This is a genomic window from Wujia chipingensis (genome assembly GCF_014337155.1).
GTDB classification, from domain to species: Bacteria; Bacillota; Clostridia; order Lachnospirales; family Lachnospiraceae; genus Coprococcus_C; species Coprococcus_C hominis.
Genome location: NZ_CP060632.1, coordinates 359,532 through 375,000, shown reverse-complemented (window position 1 = coordinate 375,000; position 15,469 = coordinate 359,532). Strand labels below are relative to the sequence as shown.

Genomic DNA, 15,469 nt, shown 5'->3' with positions numbered 1-15,469 from the left:
TCCGGTGTTGATCGTAATACACACTTCCAGCGACGCCATATCTTTTCCATCTTTTGTGAAATACTGCACCTGACTTGCTTCTGGAAGTTCACACATCTTGTATGTATATCCCTGTTCCTTTACTGCCTCGATGTCCTTCTGCAGATTCGCCAGACTGTCACTCTCCGGATTCGCCACGAGCAGATCCATACAATATAACTGCCGCACCTTTTTATTCATGGCATCCAGTTCATCATCTGCCAGTTTCTGTCCATAAAACGCCTTAAAATAGCGGTTATGCAGCTTCGCCACATCCCGCGGCGTCTTCGGATATTCCGCCGCCATATCATACTCCATCAGTGCTTCCACTTCGGTCTTTTGCGACGTGCTCCGCTGAATCGAAGAACGGTTGCTCAGATGATTGAAGTACCACAGCACCAGCACGACAAGTAGCACCGCTATGATAATGCCTTTGATTGTCACTTCTTTTTTCTTATTTTTTGCCATACAGCATCAATCCTCTTCAAAATTCAAAACCTTTTCTGTGCGATCCTTCGCGATATATCCCTGTGGAAATATCGACTGTACCATCGCCTCGAATTCCTTCGGACGATTCGTCGCCGGACTATAATGTGTCAGCCACATTTCATGTACCTGTGCTTCCTTCGCAAGCTCCGCAGCCTCCCGCATCATCATGTGCTTATGCTCCTTTGCCTTTGAAAGCTTCTCCTCCTCGCCATACATGCCCTCGCAGATAAATAAGTCCGCATCTTTCGCGCACTCCGCGATTGCATCTACCGGGCGGGTATCAGTACAATACGTGACTTTCAAACCCTTCCGTGGGCTTCCCATAACCATATCGCTTGTATAGACATTTCCTTCATAATCAACTGTCTCGCCTTTTTGCAGCAGACTCCAATACTGTACCGGAAGTCCTAACGCCCTAGCACGTGCAGCATCGAATTTGCCGGCGCGATCAAGCTCGATATTATACCCATAACAGGTCACACGATGATTCACACGGAATGCCTGAATCCGCAAACCGCAGATCTCAATGACTTCCTCCGGCTGCTCCAGCTCAATGAATTTGATTTCAAACGGAAGCTCCGGTGCAATGATCCGAAGTGAATTGACCACGTGCTCCAGTCCCCTCGGTCCGATCATTGTCAAGGGCTCTGTCCGCTCGGCATTTCCCATCGTCAGAAGCATGCCCGGAAGTCCACTGATATGATCCGCATGGAAATGTGTGATGCAGATCACATCGATCGGCTTGAAGCTCCAGCCCTGCAAACGTATTTGATTTTGTGTACCCTCGCCGCAATCGATCAGGATACTGCTTCCATTGTACCGCACCATCAGTGAGGTCAACGCTCTGTACGGAAGCGGCAGCATACCGCCCGTTCCAAGCAAACATAACTCTAACATTCTATTCTCCGTTTTCTGTAAATGCTATCTCATAGATATCTGCATCCTCGTCTGGATGCTTATAATAATTCTTCCGGCAGGCAAGCAGATGATATCCATTTTTCTCATACAAATGCTTTGCCGCACCATTTCCATGCCGTACTTCCAGCAAACCGCGCACAGCATCTATCCGTGCAAATGCAAGATAAGCATCCATCAGTAGCTGTCCAATCCCATCTTTCCGGCATTCCGGGTTGACCGCAATACGCAGCAATTCCGTCTCGTCACCAAGTACATTTGCAAGCAGATACCCACAAGGTATACCTGCGTCATCCTCTGCAAGCCATAAATGATTGTAGCTTTGCGCAAGGGAATCTGCCACCATCGCTTCTGTCCATGCATCGTCAAATGAGTCTTGTTCCATCTGCGCTACGCGCTGTGCATATGCATTCGACGTTCCCGCCGCCAGCACACACGAGTTCTGATTCTCATCGACTGCTTGTTCTGCAATTTCACAGTTATAATAAACAATCTTCAACTTCTACGCCTGTCCTTCTGCCGCAAGCTTTTCCTCGCGTTCCCGCTCTGCCTGCGATTTGCGCAGATAAATCGGAATCAGATCATCTGCAGGTTCCTGTTTTCCCTGCTTGAAATACTCTGCGCCAAGACTTGCAACCGCTGACGCACGCTGACGGTTCAGGTGTGCCGGTGCGAATGCATATGGTACCTGCATGCATTCTGCAAGTACAGACGCGTAAACCGGACAGCCATCTCCAAGGAAGATCACTTCGCGTCCCATCGCATTTAACTTCTCCGCGAGCGCCCGAATGTCCATTGCCGACTGATCCAGAAACACCTGCATACCATCCTTCGCAAATTCATAAATGCCTGTATAAACCTGACTTCTTCTCGCATCCATGATCGGGCAGATCAGCTTATCGTTGCCCCACAGATTATACGCAAGCCCGTGACAGGTTGGTACCGAGATAACCGGCTTCTCAAGTGCAAGCCCTAGTCCCTTCACCGTCGCCGCACCGATCCGGAGTCCTGTGAAAGAACCCGGTCCCGCTGCAACTGCAATCGCATCAATCGTATTCAAATCTAACTCTGTCATCTTCACGATCTCATCCAACATCGGAAGCAGTGTCTGCGAATGTGTCTTCTTATAATTTACTGAATATTCCGCTACCAGCAGGTCATCCTCGACAAGTGCCACACTTGCCACCATGCCGGAGCTGTCAACACCTAAGATTCTCATCTTGTTATCTCCTCAACTGTAATCGTTCGATAGTCGAACCCTTTTTCGACGTCTTTTTTTATCGTCACTTTCTTATATTGCGGCGGCAATATATCGTAAATCAGTTCCGCCCACTCGATCAGGCAGACACCATCACCGTCAATCGCTTCATAATAGCCGATCTCATCCATCTCATCGTCACTGCCAATCCGGTAGACATCGAAATGGTAAAACGGCATACGCCCTTCGTCATATTCCTTTAATATCGTAAATGTCGGGCTGCTGATTGGCTCCTTCACGCCAAGTCCTGCACCAAAACCCTGCGAGAACACCGTCTTGCCGCAGCCAAGATCACCATACAGACAATACACCTCGCCCGGCTTTGCCTGTGCCGCAAGCTCTTTGCCGATTGCAAAGGTTTCTTCTGCGCTGAAACTTTCTCTTTTATATACCTTTTCCACTTTGATACCTCTTCAAACTTCTGCTGACTCTCGGCTTGTATCCGGCTGTAAAATTCACAACCGACGCCAGAATCTTACCCTTATCATCGCCCAACTGGTCGAGCGGAATTACAAATGCATGCATCCGGTTCGTGTAGACGGCAAGCATGTATTTCGTCATGAGCAGGCGGTACACGCCCTTCCACTCGAGATCCATATGTTCTTCGCCCTGCGACACGCCGATTCCATTATCGCCAAACGTATAGACGAGCGGTTGCTTATACGAAGGGCTAGTCTTCAACTGCTTAAATGTCTTGAATGCAAGTGAGAGTGGATTGATCACGGTAAACATCAACGCCACGATAATGAAAATCGCTTTCTGTCTGCCCGATGTCGTGTTCCAGCCGATCACAAGCATCACAATCGCGCCAAAGCTCAGCACCAATCCTAAAATTCCACTCATACTTCGATAGTTTGTATTCATTACATAACTGAACAATGCCGGAAATGTCATATTTACACTTTTTGTCTTTGCTTCTGTCATAATTTCCTCCGGTCAGATCTTTATAATTCAAATTCAATCTTCTTGTGCTTATTCTCGTACTCGGTGTATTTGACACCCGCCATCTCAAACATCTTCTTCGATGCCATCGTGCTGTCCGAATCTGCATATTTATCGGACATATAGATCACTTCTTTGATTCCCGACTGGATGATTGCCTTCGCGCATTCATTGCACGGGAACAAGGTTACATAGCAGCGGGAACCGCGCAACGTACCGCCACCACGGTAATTCAAAATCGCATTTAACTCCGCATGGCAGACAAAGAAATATTTGCTCGCCATTCCTTCGCCTTCCCGGTCCCACGGCATCTCATCGTCGTTGCAACCGGACGGCATACCATTATAGCCTACGGTTAAGATTCGATTATCCTGATCCACGATACACGCGCCTACCTGTGTATTCGGATCTTTGCTGCGGTTCGCAGACATAATCGCAATCCCCATAAAATACTGATCCCATGTAATATAATCACTACGTTTCATAAACCGCACCTCACTTTACGAGCACATAAGAAAACAGCTGCATCACCGCATGGCAATGCAACTGTATTCTAACACATTTATTTTTGTTTGTCACTTCATTATAATGCAGTGCGGATGCGCATAATCATATCAACCTGCTTGCTCTTCTCCTCAAATGCACCCTCGGTCAGTTTTTCTGTCAGGAATGCATATTCGCCGCTTACATCTGCAAGTGTCACATACTCAACCTCACCGAAAACCTTCTCGATTGTCTCCTTGGATGTTGTGTCTGCCACGCGGACGAAGAACCGGCATGCGAAGTTTGCTCTGTCGCCAAGTTCCACCTTATCCTGCTCCCAGATTGTCATGATATTTGTACCCTGATGCTTCACGGCATCAACGACATCGGCTACAACTGCACTTGCAGTTGGAAGCTTACCGGCGCCCTTGCCATAGAACATTGTATCGCCAAGCATATTTCCGTTCACGAAAATACCGTTGAATACGCCATTGACATGTCCGAGCGGATGATCGCTGTCGATCATAAACGGTGCAACCATCGAATAAATCTTGCCGTCATCTTCCCATTTGCTTGTACCAAGCAGCTTGATGCTTGCATGCAGCGCCTTTGCATACTCGATGTCTGTCTTTGTAATCTTCGTAATACCCTCTGTATAGATATCCCGATAATCCACCTGCTTGCCTAATGCAAGGGATGTCAGAATTGCAATCTTACGGCAGGCGTCATAGCCTTCCACGTCGGCTTCCGGATTACGCTCTGCATAGCCCTTCTCCTGTGCACGCTTCAGCACTTCCTCGAAAGACTTGCCCTCGTCTGTCATCTTCGACAGAATATAGTTTGTTGTACCATTTAAAATACCAGTAATCTCTGTGATCTCATCTGCAGTCAGAGACTGGTTCAACGGACGAATGATTGGAATACCACCGCCAACGCTTGCCTCAAACAGGAAGTTTACATTGTTTGCCTTTGCGATTGCCAGAAGCTCTGCACCGTGTGCTGCAACCAACTCTTTGTTGGAGGTACAAACACTCTTACCTGCCTCTAATGCCTGCTTCGTGAAATCATACGCCGGCTTAATGCCTCCCATTACTTCTACGATAATCTTCACTTCCGGATCGTTTACAATCACGCTGTAATCATGTACAAGCACCTTCTCGACCGGATCTCCGGGGAAATCTCTCAAGTCAAGAACGTACTTGATATTTACCTCCTGTCCGGCACGCTTATTAATACTTGCGTGATTCTTGTTGATTACCTCCACGACTCCGGAACCTACCGTACCGTAGCCAAGCACTGCAATGTTAATCATTTTCCGCTCATCTCCTTTTCTAATGCGTCTTCAATCTGTCCGAATTCGTGATCGGACATCAATGTGTCAACCGCGATACTGATCACGATTTCCTCCTGATTGGATTCCGGCAGCGTCAGTTTTACAACATCCTCTAAATATCCGGTCTCCTCTGTATGTACAACCATCGGAATCTGTTTAATGTCCTCTTCCTCTACATTTACAATTCCGAGCACGGTGTCCACCTCAATCGCAAGCTTCATACCGTGTGTCTCTGTGATCAAAAGCTGCGTGTCTGCTGCCTCCTCCGGCATTCCAAACAGTCGTTTCAGACTGAACACCGGAATCACTTCATTCCTCAGATGAATAATTCCCTTGATGCATGCAGGTCCCATCGGCACGGGTACCACATGATACACATACTCTATGCCATTGATCTTCGTCAGCTTCATGCTGTATTTCTGATCATTTAAGCGAAACACAATGTACTTCGTCACTGCCATGCACATTCCTCCTTATTTCGTAGGACGGATTATTCCGTCTCTTCCTTCGTGTTAATCCATTTCAAATACGCACTGATAAATCCATCAATGCCGCCATCTAATACCGCCTGTGCGTTGCTGCACTCAAAGCCGGTTCGCGCATCCTTCACCATCGTGTACGGCTGCAGAACATAATTTCGAATCTGACTTCCCCAGCCATTGTCAGTCACTTCTCCACGAATGCCCGCGAGCTTGGCTTTGTTTTCTTCTTCTTTCATCATAAAGAGCTTCGCTGTCAGCATCTTCATCGCGGTATCCTTGTTGCTGTGCTGGGATCGCTCATTCTGACATTGTACCACAATTCCAGTCGGGATATGCGTGATACGGATTGCAGAACTTGTCTTGTTGATATGCTGTCCACCGGCACCGCTTGAACGATACGTATCGATTCGCAGATCTTCTGGATTGATCTCTACATGGATGCTATCATCCAGTTCCGGCATCACATCGACCGCCGCAAAGCTGGTCTGCCGCTTGCCTGCCGCATTAAATGGCGAAATACGAACCAGACGGTGCACACCTTTCTCGGATTTCAGATATCCATACGCATGCAACCCATTTACCTGAAATGTTACGGATTTGATACCCGCTTCCTCACCATCCAGATAGTCGAGAACTTCTACCGAGAAACCTTTCTTCTCCGCAAACCGCGTATACATACGATATAACATCTGTGCCCAATCGCACGCTTCCGTGCCACCAACACCCGCGTGAATCGTCACGATCGCGTTATTCGCATCATATTCCTCTGAAAGTAACGTATCAATACGGAACTCTTCGAATTTCTCTTCAAACGACGCAAGCTCATTTCCAATCTCTTCGACAAGGCTCGCATCATTTTCTTCTTCTGCCATCTCAATCAAAGTCCCAATATCTTCATACTGGTTCGAAAGCGTTTCAAATTCCTCGATTGTATCTTTCAGATTCTTTAATTCCTTCATTACCTGCTGACTATGTTCTACATCATCCCAGAACCCCGGCTGTTCCAGCATCGGCTCTAACTGCCTAATGCGTAACTGTTTGCCAGCGATGTCAAAGTGAATCCCTCACTTCCGCAAGTGGAGTTTTATATTCATTCAGAGTAAAGCGAAACTGATCTAACTCTATCACTTCCGTCACCACCTCTCAAAATTAATCAAATTATAAGTTTCTGCCGCAACACATCTTGTATTTCTTACCGCTGCCGCAAGGACATGGATCGTTACGGCCAATCTTTGCGCTCTCGCGGCGGACTGGTCCTTTCTTTACGGAATCATCCTTGTTCGTTCCGGTTACCTTCGCAACCTCTTCACGTTCTACCTTCTGCTCGATCTTCACATGGAGCAGCATACGAACCGTATCCTCACGGATGGATGCTGTCATCTCATTGAACATATCGAAACCAGCAAACTTGTACTCAACAACCGGGTCCTTGCTGCCGTATGCCTGCAGGGTAATACCCTGACGAAGCTGTGTCATGTCGTCCAAATGCGCCATCCATTTCTTATCGATGACCTTCAGCAGTACGACACGCTCGATCTCACGGAAATGCTCTGGCTCTGGGAACTCCGCTTCCTTCGCTTCATATACCTTAGCCGCTTCTTCCTTGATTCTCTGCTTAAACTTATCCAGCTTGCCAGACTTCTTTTCTTCCTCTGTCAGCTCGATTGGCTCCATCGGAATGATCGGAATCAGAAGCTGGTTCAGCTCGCCAATCTGCCACTCACTTGGAGCAAGATCAGCGGAACACGTCTTATCAATATAACTCTCAACCGTATCCTGAATAAACTTGAAGATAACATCACGCATATTCTCGCCATCCAGTACACGGCGACGCTCTGCGTAGATAACTTCACGCTGGTCATTGTTGACCTGATCGTATTCCATCAGATTCTTACGGATTGCAAAGTTGTTACTCTCAATCTTCATCTGCGCTTTCTCTACGAACTTGGAGATTGTCTTATGCTGGATCTCCTCGCCCTCTGGAATCTTCAATGCATCGTAAACTGCCTTTACCTTCTCGGAACCGAACAGACGCATCAGATCGTCGTCCAGAGACAGATAGAACTTGGATTCACCCGGATCGCCCTGACGTCCGGCACGACCACGCAGCTGGTTATCAATTCGACGGGACTCATGACGCTCTGTGCCGATGATCTTCAGACCACCGAGTTCTGCCACGCCCTCGCCAAGCTTGATATCGGTACCACGGCCAGCCATGTTGGTTGCGATCGTAACTGCACCACGCTGTCCGGCATCGGCAACGATCTCAGCCTCTAACTCATGGAACTTCGCATTCAATACCTTGTGCTGGATGCCACGCTTTGTGAGCATGCGGCTCAGTTCCTCGGATGCATCAATCGTGATTGTACCAACCAGTACCGGCTGTCCCTTGTCATGTGCTTCCACAACCGCCTGTACAATTGCATTCAGTTTTTCTTTCTTTGTCTTAAATATAGAATCGTGATGATCAATACGCTGTACCGGCAGGTTTGTCGGAACAACGACAACGTCCATGCCGTAGATCTCACGGAACTCTTCTTCCTCTGTCAAAGCAGTACCTGTCATACCTGCCTTCTTCTTATATTTGTTGAAGAAGTTCTGGAAAGTAATCGTTGCCAGTGTACGGCTCTCACGTTTTACCTTTACGTTTTCCTTTGCCTCAATCGCCTGATGCAGACCGTCTGAGAAGCGACGTCCCGGCATGATACGTCCGGTAAACTCATCGACGATCAAAACCTCGTCATCCTTAACAACGTAATCTTTATCACGGAACATGAGCGCATGTGCACGCAATGCCATGATCATGTTGTGCTGGATATCAATATTATCTGCATCTGAGAAGTTGTCGATATGGAAGAACTGCTCAACTTCCTTGACACCCTGTGCAGTCAGTACAACCTGCTTGTCCTTCTCATCAACTAAGTAATCTCCATCTTCCTCGATCTCTGTACCCATGATGGCATCGAGCTTACTGATTTCCATCGAAGCAGTACCACGCTTCATACGGCGCGCCAGATAATCGCACATCTTGTACAGATCGGTAGACTTTCCGCTCTGTCCGGAAATGATCAATGGAGTACGCGCCTCATCAATGAGTACGGAATCGACCTCATCGACGATCGCATAATGTAGATCACGCTGTACAAGCTGCTCCTTGTAAATAACCATATTGTCACGCAGGTAATCGAAACCAAGCTCGTTATTTGTAACATATGTAATGTCGCAGTTATAAGCGGCACGTCTTGCATCGTTTTTATCACTGTTTAAGATCACACCTACCGTCAGTCCGAGGAATTCGTGTACCTGTCCCATCCACTCGGCATCACGCTTTGCCAGATAGTCGTTGACAGTTACGATATGAACACCCTTTCCTTCGAGTGCATTCAAATATGCAGGAAGTGTAGAAACCAATGTCTTACCTTCACCAGTACGCATCTCCGGGATACGTCCCTGATGCAGCAGGATACCACCGATCAGCTGCACGCGGTAATGCTTCATATGAAGAACACGGTCTGCTGCCTCACGGACAACGGCAAATGCTTCTGGAAGCAGATCATCCAGTGTCTCGCCCTTTTCAAGACGTTCCTTGAATTCCGGAGTCTTTGCCTTCAGCTCTTCATCACTTAACGCCTGCATGGTTGAATCCAGCGCTTCGATCTTATCTACAATCGGATATATTTTCTTTAGCTCTTTATCGCTATGTGTTCCAAACACTTTTTCAAATAAGCTCATTTCTTACCTCCCTGAGCGTAACTCATTCTAATACCACAACTTGTAATATAACATTAAATGGTAGGTAACGCAAGAAGTTTCCATGTCAGAAATACCATTCCCATATAGAAAATATCCTATAATAACAAATATCCCGGAGACCTTCGTCTCCGGGATACCGTTTTTTCATAACCCTCTATACATAACTGAAACTGTTAAAATTCTGGCTCGATCAATCCGAATGTATTGCCTCTACGCTTGTAGACTACATTTACCTTGTCTGTCTCTGCGTTACGGAATACGAAGAAATTATGTCCAAGCAGATCCATCTGGATGCATGCATCCTCCGGATACATAGGCTCTAACACAACCTTCTTGCTACGGATAATCTGGACATCCTCATCCTCAAGTCCTTCTACATCGAAGAAATCGTTATTGATATAACCGGAATTCTGTTCCTTGTCCAAAATACGCTTCTTATGGCGTGTTACCTGACGTTCGATAATCTCCACAACCAAATCGATGGATACATACATATTATCGCTCGCCTGTTCTGCACGAATCGTATGTCCCTTCATCGGGATCGTAACCTCAATCTTCTGACGGTCCTTATCTACCGAAAGTGTAACCTGTGCTGCTGTGTCTTCACCGAAGAACTTCTCGATTCTCTCAAGCTTCTCGTAAATCGCCTGCTTCAGTGCGTCTGTAACCTCAATGTTCTTTCCACTTATGATGTAATTCATATGCCCCAGCTCCTTTACGTCGAACTATAGAAAATAAAAAATGTGCGTGAAGCACATGTACTTTCTATGTTTAGTATTATAGCACACCCAACCCCTGTTTGGGAAGTGATTTTTCGTCAAAATATACAAAAATTCACATTTTTTTGATAACGGAAAAGGGCACCTTCGATTCTTACCGAAAATGCCCTTTCAAACACATTATAGAAAGTATTACTAATTTCCTAATTTACAATTCTGCAAGCCTTAAATGGTGTACTGTAATTTACATTTGAGATCTTGATTCCTGTACGGCTGCTGCTTGCATGTACGATCTGTCCACTTCCAATATAGATACCTACGTGCTCACAGGAACCTGTACCGTGATCGTAGAATACCAGATCACCAGGTGCCAATGCTGCAAGGCTGACTGCTGTACCTGCATTACTCTGTGGTGTACATGTACGAGGAAGCGAATATCCAAAGTTCTTATATACACTCTGTACGAATCCGGAACAATCCGCTCCGTTTGTCAAGCTTGTACCGCCCCATACATATGGGTTTCCAACGAACTGACATGCAAAGTTTGCAATCTGCTGTCCAAGATCTGAGGTTGGAGCTTCTGTCACCGGTGCTTCTGTTGTAGGAGCCTCTGTCGTAGGAGCTTCCGTTGTTGGTGCTTCCGTTGTCGTTGTATCCTGTGCCGGTGCACTTACTGCCTTTGCTGTTGGCATATTATAAGAAATAGTTATGTACTCATTCTTTACATATCCTGTCACAGTGTCAAGCTGGATCTTTGTCCATGCATCTCCTGTCTCTACGATCGGATAAGATTCTCCCTGTGCAAGAAGAGTAATTTCCTCGCTGCCTGTGCTTGCTTCTTTACGAAGCTTCAACGCAGCGGTGTTTACAACTGCAACCTTTGACAGGTTTGCACTTGCATAATTTGCCGCATCACTGCCAAATGCGAGAAGATCGTTTCTGATGTAGCCATCCACATTTCCGGATGTAATATGTGACCATGTGTCACCTTTTTCTACGATGTTTACAAGTCCGCCTGCATCAATCGTTCCAACCTTTGCCGCATTCACATCACCAGACTGACGAATATTTACGGAACCAGATGCTGTGACGATTGCCTTTCCTGTGAAATCCATAACCGGTGATGCTGCCGCCTCAGATGCTTCCTGTACAGGTGCTTCTGTCGTTGGCTCTTCCGTTGCCGGTGCCTCCGTTGTTTCCTCGGAAGGAACTTCTGCGATTTCTCCTGTTACCTTTGCAATCTCCTGAATCTCGCCAGTTGCTACTGCGTCGGTTGCTGTTGCCTCTGCAACAACTGCAGCCGGTGCTGTTGCATCCTCTGGAGTTGCATCAGCTGTAAATACGTCTCCACCATTTTCTTCAATATAGTGATCTACGATTGATGTTATACTGACGTTAGCATCGGTATATACAAACTCGTCTGCCAACGCGGTATATGTGTATGTACCCATGGACGAAGCGAAAATGCAACCTGCCGCCGCTACCGCCAACCACTTTACGGATGGTCTTTTCATGTTCTTACCTCCAATTTGTTACAAATATGTTACAACTTATTACATTGCCCATTATAGCAACCTGTAATATTATTGTCAACCAGTTTTTGGATGTTTTTTCAAAAATTCACATTTTCTTCGCATTTTCGCTATATTTCCAACAAGTTTTCTTTTTCTTTTTCTGTAAACTTATTCTTTTCAATGGTTCACATAAAATTGTTACATTTTGTAACAATTTGAAATATTTGATACACGATATTGAGTTTTTGAATTTAGAAATACAATATATAGAAAACGGCGCAGGATATCCTGCGCCATTTCTTATAGACTTGTCACCAATATTGTTCTACGAGCTTCTGTGCTTCCTCCTCGGTTTTGTCATAGGATTCTATCAATTCCTGAACCGCCTGTTCCTTTGTGGTGCACAGCTTCTTTAACAGTTTAAACATTGCTTTAACACTTTCTTCCAGTTCTTCCTCAGCCTTCTTCGTCTTTGCCCGCTCTTCCTGTATGTTCATTGGCTCCATATTCTCAAACCAGTTTCCCATGCTCTCGCCTCCGATCATTTTTCTCAAACAATCTGTCGCCTCAGAAACCGATACCTGCATCTTCATAAATAACGCCCACAGCGAATTTACAATAATCTGCACGATATTCTCCGACGCCCGCTCCATAATCTCGCGGATTTCTTCCTGATTGGATCTGAGGAAGTCCGAAAAATCCTGCGGCGTCTGGATTCGGTTTATCATCATCAAAAGCGACATTTCATCCTCATGAATCAGCAGCTCTTCATTTGTATACTGGTGGACATTCACAAGCCGATATGTAAAATCCGGTATATATGATGCAAAGATCTCATTCATAAATACCCGCTCTTTTACGTGCATGGCAGCCGTCCATTTTCCCGCGCCCTCATAATACACAATCGGGAACACCGGCGGATACCGGAATCCCTTCGTCTTAGAAATCCCCGGATGTGCCTTTTCCATCGTCTTTGCATAATCATCCCAGATACATACCGTATACCGAAGCAACTGCATACACACATTATAATCGACATCACTTTTATGTTCAATAAGGGAAACCATATAAAGCGGCATATCTTTCTGCATTTCCGGCAAATGAATCTTCTTCACGGTATCCGTCTCAAATTCGATTCCCAAGTACGCCTGATACTTGTCTGTCACATCCTCGATATCCTCCGGCTGAACATTTTTCAAAATGTCCAGATCTGCATAGTCGCGCAAAAACTGTGCACAAAGTACATGATTACTGAATACCTGCCGGTTGTTTACATCCTTGACCTGTCCGATACGGATGTTTAATTTCTTTTCTTCTCCCATACGCTCCTCCTTTTTACGAGAAAAAAACTCCTGCTTGTTTCTAAACCAATCTGCTGTTACCAGAAATAAATAACGGGTAATTTCATAGATGAAATGAATATATAAAAGAGTATTTCCGACTGTTACCGAACTACGCCAGAACAGCGATTCTCGACAACACATCCACCATAGCATAAGTTTTATAGAAATGTAAAGCGTAAGTTTGGAACATTTAGAAAAAGTGAGGAAATATGCGGGGTTGAGGGCAAAAAATATTTTGTTGATACTACCGGTAATAAAAAAACGGAATAGTCCTCGTTCAGTTCCCGTTTACGCGACATCAGTGACTCCTCCTGCAAGGTTCCATCAGACTGTACAACATATCGGCAGTAATCCTCAAAGGTACTTTCATCCTGCATGCCATTGCACGAGTAAACGTCGATTCGCCGTCCACCTGAAACAACGAATATACATTTCCTCCAGCTACCTGGGTATCCGTGCATCCAACCGACTGCGCCTGCGCAATATCCCCCATAAGAGCGACCGCCTTACTGAGCTGCTTTACTACCATATATTCACATAAAATAAGCGATTGTATCTGTGATACAACCGCTTACATGATATCTCATTTCAAAAAAGAACAGTCAATCTTACTTATTCTCTACCAGATTCTTGGACATGCACACCAGGAAGAACAGAACCGAAATTACCGCAAATGCAGCTCCAACAAATCCAATATGTACAATCTGTCCCTTGTCACACACAATTCCACCAAGGAAGCTGCCTGCGCCGATACCAAAATTAAAGATACCGGAAAAAATCGACATTGCAACCGACGAGGACTGTTCATCCGTACAGCGAATCGTCTCTGACTGGAACGATACATTAAATACAAGCACTGTAATGCCCCATAAAGCACAAAGCGCCATTATAAATCCCGGCTGTCCTGCCGCCGGAAGCAGCAATAACAGTTCAACCGCCAACGAAATCATCACCGTGCGCAAAAATCCATGCCGGTATTTGTCATAGAATTTCGAGAACAGAAGACTGCCGAGCAATCCTGCGGCACCAAACACAAACAATGTAATGGTGACTGTACTATTTCCCATGTGTGCGACCTGCTGCAGGAACGGATCGATATAACTATAGCTCGTATAATAGCCCACTACAAACAAAAATGTCTGAATATAGATGCAGACAAGTGCACGATTCTTAAATAGTTCTGGCAACTGCTTCACACGGAACGGCTCGCCGCACTCCATCTTCGGGAACAGGAATGCCATATATGCCAAAACAACGAATGTGATGATTGCCACGATCAAAAAGGCGATTCTCCATCCTGCATAATGTCCAATCATTTTTCCAAGCGGAAGTCCTGCAATCGTCGCAACCGAAGTACCTGTCACGACCATACTGAGTGCTTTGGACTGATGTTCTTCTGACGCCATACGCACTGCAATCGGAGACGCGATTGACCAGAAAATCGCGTGTGCACAGGCTACACCGATTCGGGACGCCATCAGCATGCCGTAGCTGTTTGACAACACGGTCAACACCTGACAGATTCCGAACAATGCAACCGTTCCCATAAATAACTTCTTATAATCAATCTTGCTCACGAGCAGCATGAGCGGCAGGGAAAGCAACATAACGATCCACGAATATACCGTGATCAACATGCCCGCCTTCGCCTCAGAAATCGAAAAGCTCTTTGCAATATCCGTCAGCAGACCGATTGGCATAAACTCGGATGTGTTAAAAATAAATGCCGAGACAGTCATTCCGATCAACGGAAGCCGCTCTTTGGACGTCATCTTCGTCTTCATCTTATACCTCTTATCTTAAATAAAAATCAACAAAACTAAGATGCATTGTACGCGATAGCTATATGAAAAACAAGATGTGGAATTATCATATTTTACATTTATTTGACGTTAATTCAAAAGAAAAAGTCCTGCACGCAAAATACAGGACTTATCATATCATTTATAAACGGATATCAATGTTTGCACCGATGTTTGGATTCACAGACTGTTCCATCATCTGTGTAATCATCGCACCATTTGTCTCCACCGCATCCAGTGATTTTTTAAGCATCGCCATATCAATGGCATTCATACTTCCGGTATCACTGACTGCCAGCGTCAGATTTGAATTTCCGATTGCTGCTATATTCATATATATACCCTCCAATTTTGTCCAATCCAGACGTTCCAATATTGTTTATATCATAACGCTTTTTCTATAAAAAAGCAAACGCTT

17 protein-coding genes (1 of these 17 running past the window's edge) are annotated in these 15,469 nt (G+C 45.6%); all 17 read right to left on the bottom strand.

Annotated features, from left to right (window positions below; all coding sequences use genetic code 11):
* Positions 1-486, bottom strand: partial view of a DUF6715 family protein gene (locus tag H9Q76_RS01750; protein WP_021986124.1) — the 5' portion only. Its footprint begins 123 nt before the window's first position; 486 of the gene's 609 nt are visible here — the first part of the coding sequence; it begins with the start codon at positions 484-486; the stop codon falls past the left edge of the window.
* Between the two features lie 6 nt (positions 487-492).
* A complete protein-coding gene (locus tag H9Q76_RS01745; protein WP_227573167.1) occupies positions 493-1,404 on the bottom strand; it encodes a ribonuclease Z in 912 nt (303 codons plus the stop codon).
* Between the two features lies 1 nt (position 1,405).
* Complete coding sequence (rimI, locus tag H9Q76_RS01740) at positions 1,406-1,921, bottom strand: ribosomal protein S18-alanine N-acetyltransferase (RefSeq protein ID WP_249321436.1); 516 nt, start codon at positions 1,919-1,921, stop codon at positions 1,406-1,408.
* Between the two features lie 3 nt (positions 1,922-1,924).
* Positions 1,925-2,641, bottom strand: coding sequence for a tRNA (adenosine(37)-N6)-threonylcarbamoyltransferase complex dimerization subunit type 1 TsaB (gene tsaB / locus H9Q76_RS01735; RefSeq protein ID WP_249321434.1), 717 nt, complete (start codon positions 2,639-2,641; stop codon positions 1,925-1,927).
* Positions 2,638-3,081: a tRNA (adenosine(37)-N6)-threonylcarbamoyltransferase complex ATPase subunit type 1 TsaE gene (tsaE, locus tag H9Q76_RS01730; RefSeq protein ID WP_330594709.1), complete on the bottom strand. Its 444-nt coding sequence runs from the start codon at positions 3,079-3,081 to the stop codon at positions 2,638-2,640. Before tsaE ends, tsaB begins: the two co-directional genes overlap by 4 nt.
* Positions 3,065-3,604: a YcxB family protein gene (locus H9Q76_RS01725; RefSeq protein ID WP_118545585.1), complete on the bottom strand. Its 540-nt coding sequence runs from the start codon at positions 3,602-3,604 to the stop codon at positions 3,065-3,067. The genes tsaE and H9Q76_RS01725 overlap by 17 nt, the downstream gene beginning before the upstream one ends.
* Before the next feature lie 20 nt (positions 3,605-3,624).
* On the bottom strand, positions 3,625-4,107 hold the full coding sequence (locus H9Q76_RS01720; RefSeq protein WP_118734952.1) for a deoxycytidylate deaminase: 483 nt from the start codon (positions 4,105-4,107) through the stop codon (positions 3,625-3,627).
* 98 nt (positions 4,108-4,205) lie between these two features.
* A complete protein-coding gene (locus H9Q76_RS01715) occupies positions 4,206-5,417 on the bottom strand; it encodes a homoserine dehydrogenase (protein ID WP_118734951.1) in 1,212 nt (403 codons plus the stop codon).
* Complete coding sequence (locus H9Q76_RS01710; protein ID WP_182432432.1) at positions 5,414-5,899, bottom strand: chemotaxis protein CheW; 486 nt, start codon at positions 5,897-5,899, stop codon at positions 5,414-5,416. The genes H9Q76_RS01715 and H9Q76_RS01710 overlap by 4 nt, the downstream gene beginning before the upstream one ends.
* Before the next feature lie 29 nt (positions 5,900-5,928).
* Positions 5,929-7,048 (bottom strand): peptide chain release factor 2 gene (gene prfB, locus H9Q76_RS01705; RefSeq protein WP_117780505.1). Its coding sequence is split into 2 segments (ribosomal slippage): positions 5,929-6,972 and positions 6,974-7,048, totalling 1,119 coding nucleotides; the frame shifts between segments, so codons are not numbered across the junction.
* Between the two features lie 30 nt (positions 7,049-7,078).
* Positions 7,079-9,652, bottom strand: a complete 2,574-nt coding sequence (secA, locus tag H9Q76_RS01700; RefSeq protein WP_118374617.1) for a preprotein translocase subunit SecA — start codon at positions 9,650-9,652, stop codon at positions 7,079-7,081.
* A 194-nt stretch (positions 9,653-9,846) separates the two neighbouring features.
* The gene (gene hpf, locus H9Q76_RS01695) at positions 9,847-10,374 is read right to left on the bottom strand and encodes a ribosome hibernation-promoting factor, HPF/YfiA family (RefSeq protein ID WP_021986112.1); all 528 of its coding nucleotides are present in this window, start codon (positions 10,372-10,374) and stop codon (positions 9,847-9,849) included.
* 221 nt (positions 10,375-10,595) lie between these two features.
* Complete coding sequence (locus H9Q76_RS01690) at positions 10,596-11,906, bottom strand: C40 family peptidase (RefSeq protein WP_249321432.1); 1,311 nt, start codon at positions 11,904-11,906, stop codon at positions 10,596-10,598.
* Between the two features lie 311 nt (positions 11,907-12,217).
* The gene (locus tag H9Q76_RS01685) at positions 12,218-13,228 is read right to left on the bottom strand and encodes an Rpn family recombination-promoting nuclease/putative transposase (protein ID WP_249321431.1); all 1,011 of its coding nucleotides are present in this window, start codon (positions 13,226-13,228) and stop codon (positions 12,218-12,220) included.
* 319 nt (positions 13,229-13,547) lie between these two features.
* On the bottom strand, positions 13,548-13,742 hold the full coding sequence (locus tag H9Q76_RS01680; RefSeq protein ID WP_249321429.1) for a hypothetical protein: 195 nt from the start codon (positions 13,740-13,742) through the stop codon (positions 13,548-13,550).
* Between the two features lie 115 nt (positions 13,743-13,857).
* Entirely contained in the window at positions 13,858-15,033 is a 1,176-nt protein-coding gene (locus H9Q76_RS01675; RefSeq protein ID WP_249321428.1) for a sugar transporter, read from the bottom strand.
* Between the two features lie 160 nt (positions 15,034-15,193).
* Positions 15,194-15,385 (bottom strand): YjfB family protein, encoded by a 192-nt coding sequence (locus tag H9Q76_RS01670; RefSeq protein ID WP_021986106.1) that lies wholly within the window; start codon positions 15,383-15,385, stop codon positions 15,194-15,196.
* Between the last annotated feature and the right edge of the window lie 84 nt (positions 15,386-15,469).

Coding starts and splice junctions, on each gene's coding strand:
- H9Q76_RS01745 (WP_227573167.1), bottom strand. CDS start 1,404: ATGTTAGAGTTATGTTTGCTTGGAACGGGCGGTATGCTGCCGCTTCCG.
- tsaB (WP_249321434.1), bottom strand. CDS start 2,641: ATGAGAATCTTAGGTGTTGACAGCTCCGGCATGGTGGCAAGTGTGGCA.
- H9Q76_RS01725 (WP_118545585.1), bottom strand. CDS start 3,604: ATGACAGAAGCAAAGACAAAAAGTGTAAATATGACATTTCCGGCATTG.
- H9Q76_RS01720 (WP_118734952.1), bottom strand. CDS start 4,107: ATGAAACGTAGTGATTATATTACATGGGATCAGTATTTTATGGGGATT.
- H9Q76_RS01715 (WP_118734951.1), bottom strand. CDS start 5,417: ATGATTAACATTGCAGTGCTTGGCTACGGTACGGTAGGTTCCGGAGTC.
- H9Q76_RS01710 (WP_182432432.1), bottom strand. CDS start 5,899: ATGGCAGTGACGAAGTACATTGTGTTTCGCTTAAATGATCAGAAATAC.
- secA (WP_118374617.1), bottom strand. CDS start 9,652: ATGAGCTTATTTGAAAAAGTGTTTGGAACACATAGCGATAAAGAGCTA.
- hpf (WP_021986112.1), bottom strand. CDS start 10,374: ATGAATTACATCATAAGTGGAAAGAACATTGAGGTTACAGACGCACTG.
- H9Q76_RS01690 (WP_249321432.1), bottom strand. CDS start 11,906: ATGAAAAGACCATCCGTAAAGTGGTTGGCGGTAGCGGCGGCAGGTTGC.
- H9Q76_RS01685 (WP_249321431.1), bottom strand. CDS start 13,228: ATGGGAGAAGAAAAGAAATTAAACATCCGTATCGGACAGGTCAAGGAT.
- H9Q76_RS01680 (WP_249321429.1), bottom strand. CDS start 13,742: ATGGGGGATATTGCGCAGGCGCAGTCGGTTGGATGCACGGATACCCAG.
- H9Q76_RS01675 (WP_249321428.1), bottom strand. CDS start 15,033: ATGAAGACGAAGATGACGTCCAAAGAGCGGCTTCCGTTGATCGGAATG.
- H9Q76_RS01670 (WP_021986106.1), bottom strand. CDS start 15,385: ATGAATATAGCAGCAATCGGAAATTCAAATCTGACGCTGGCAGTCAGT.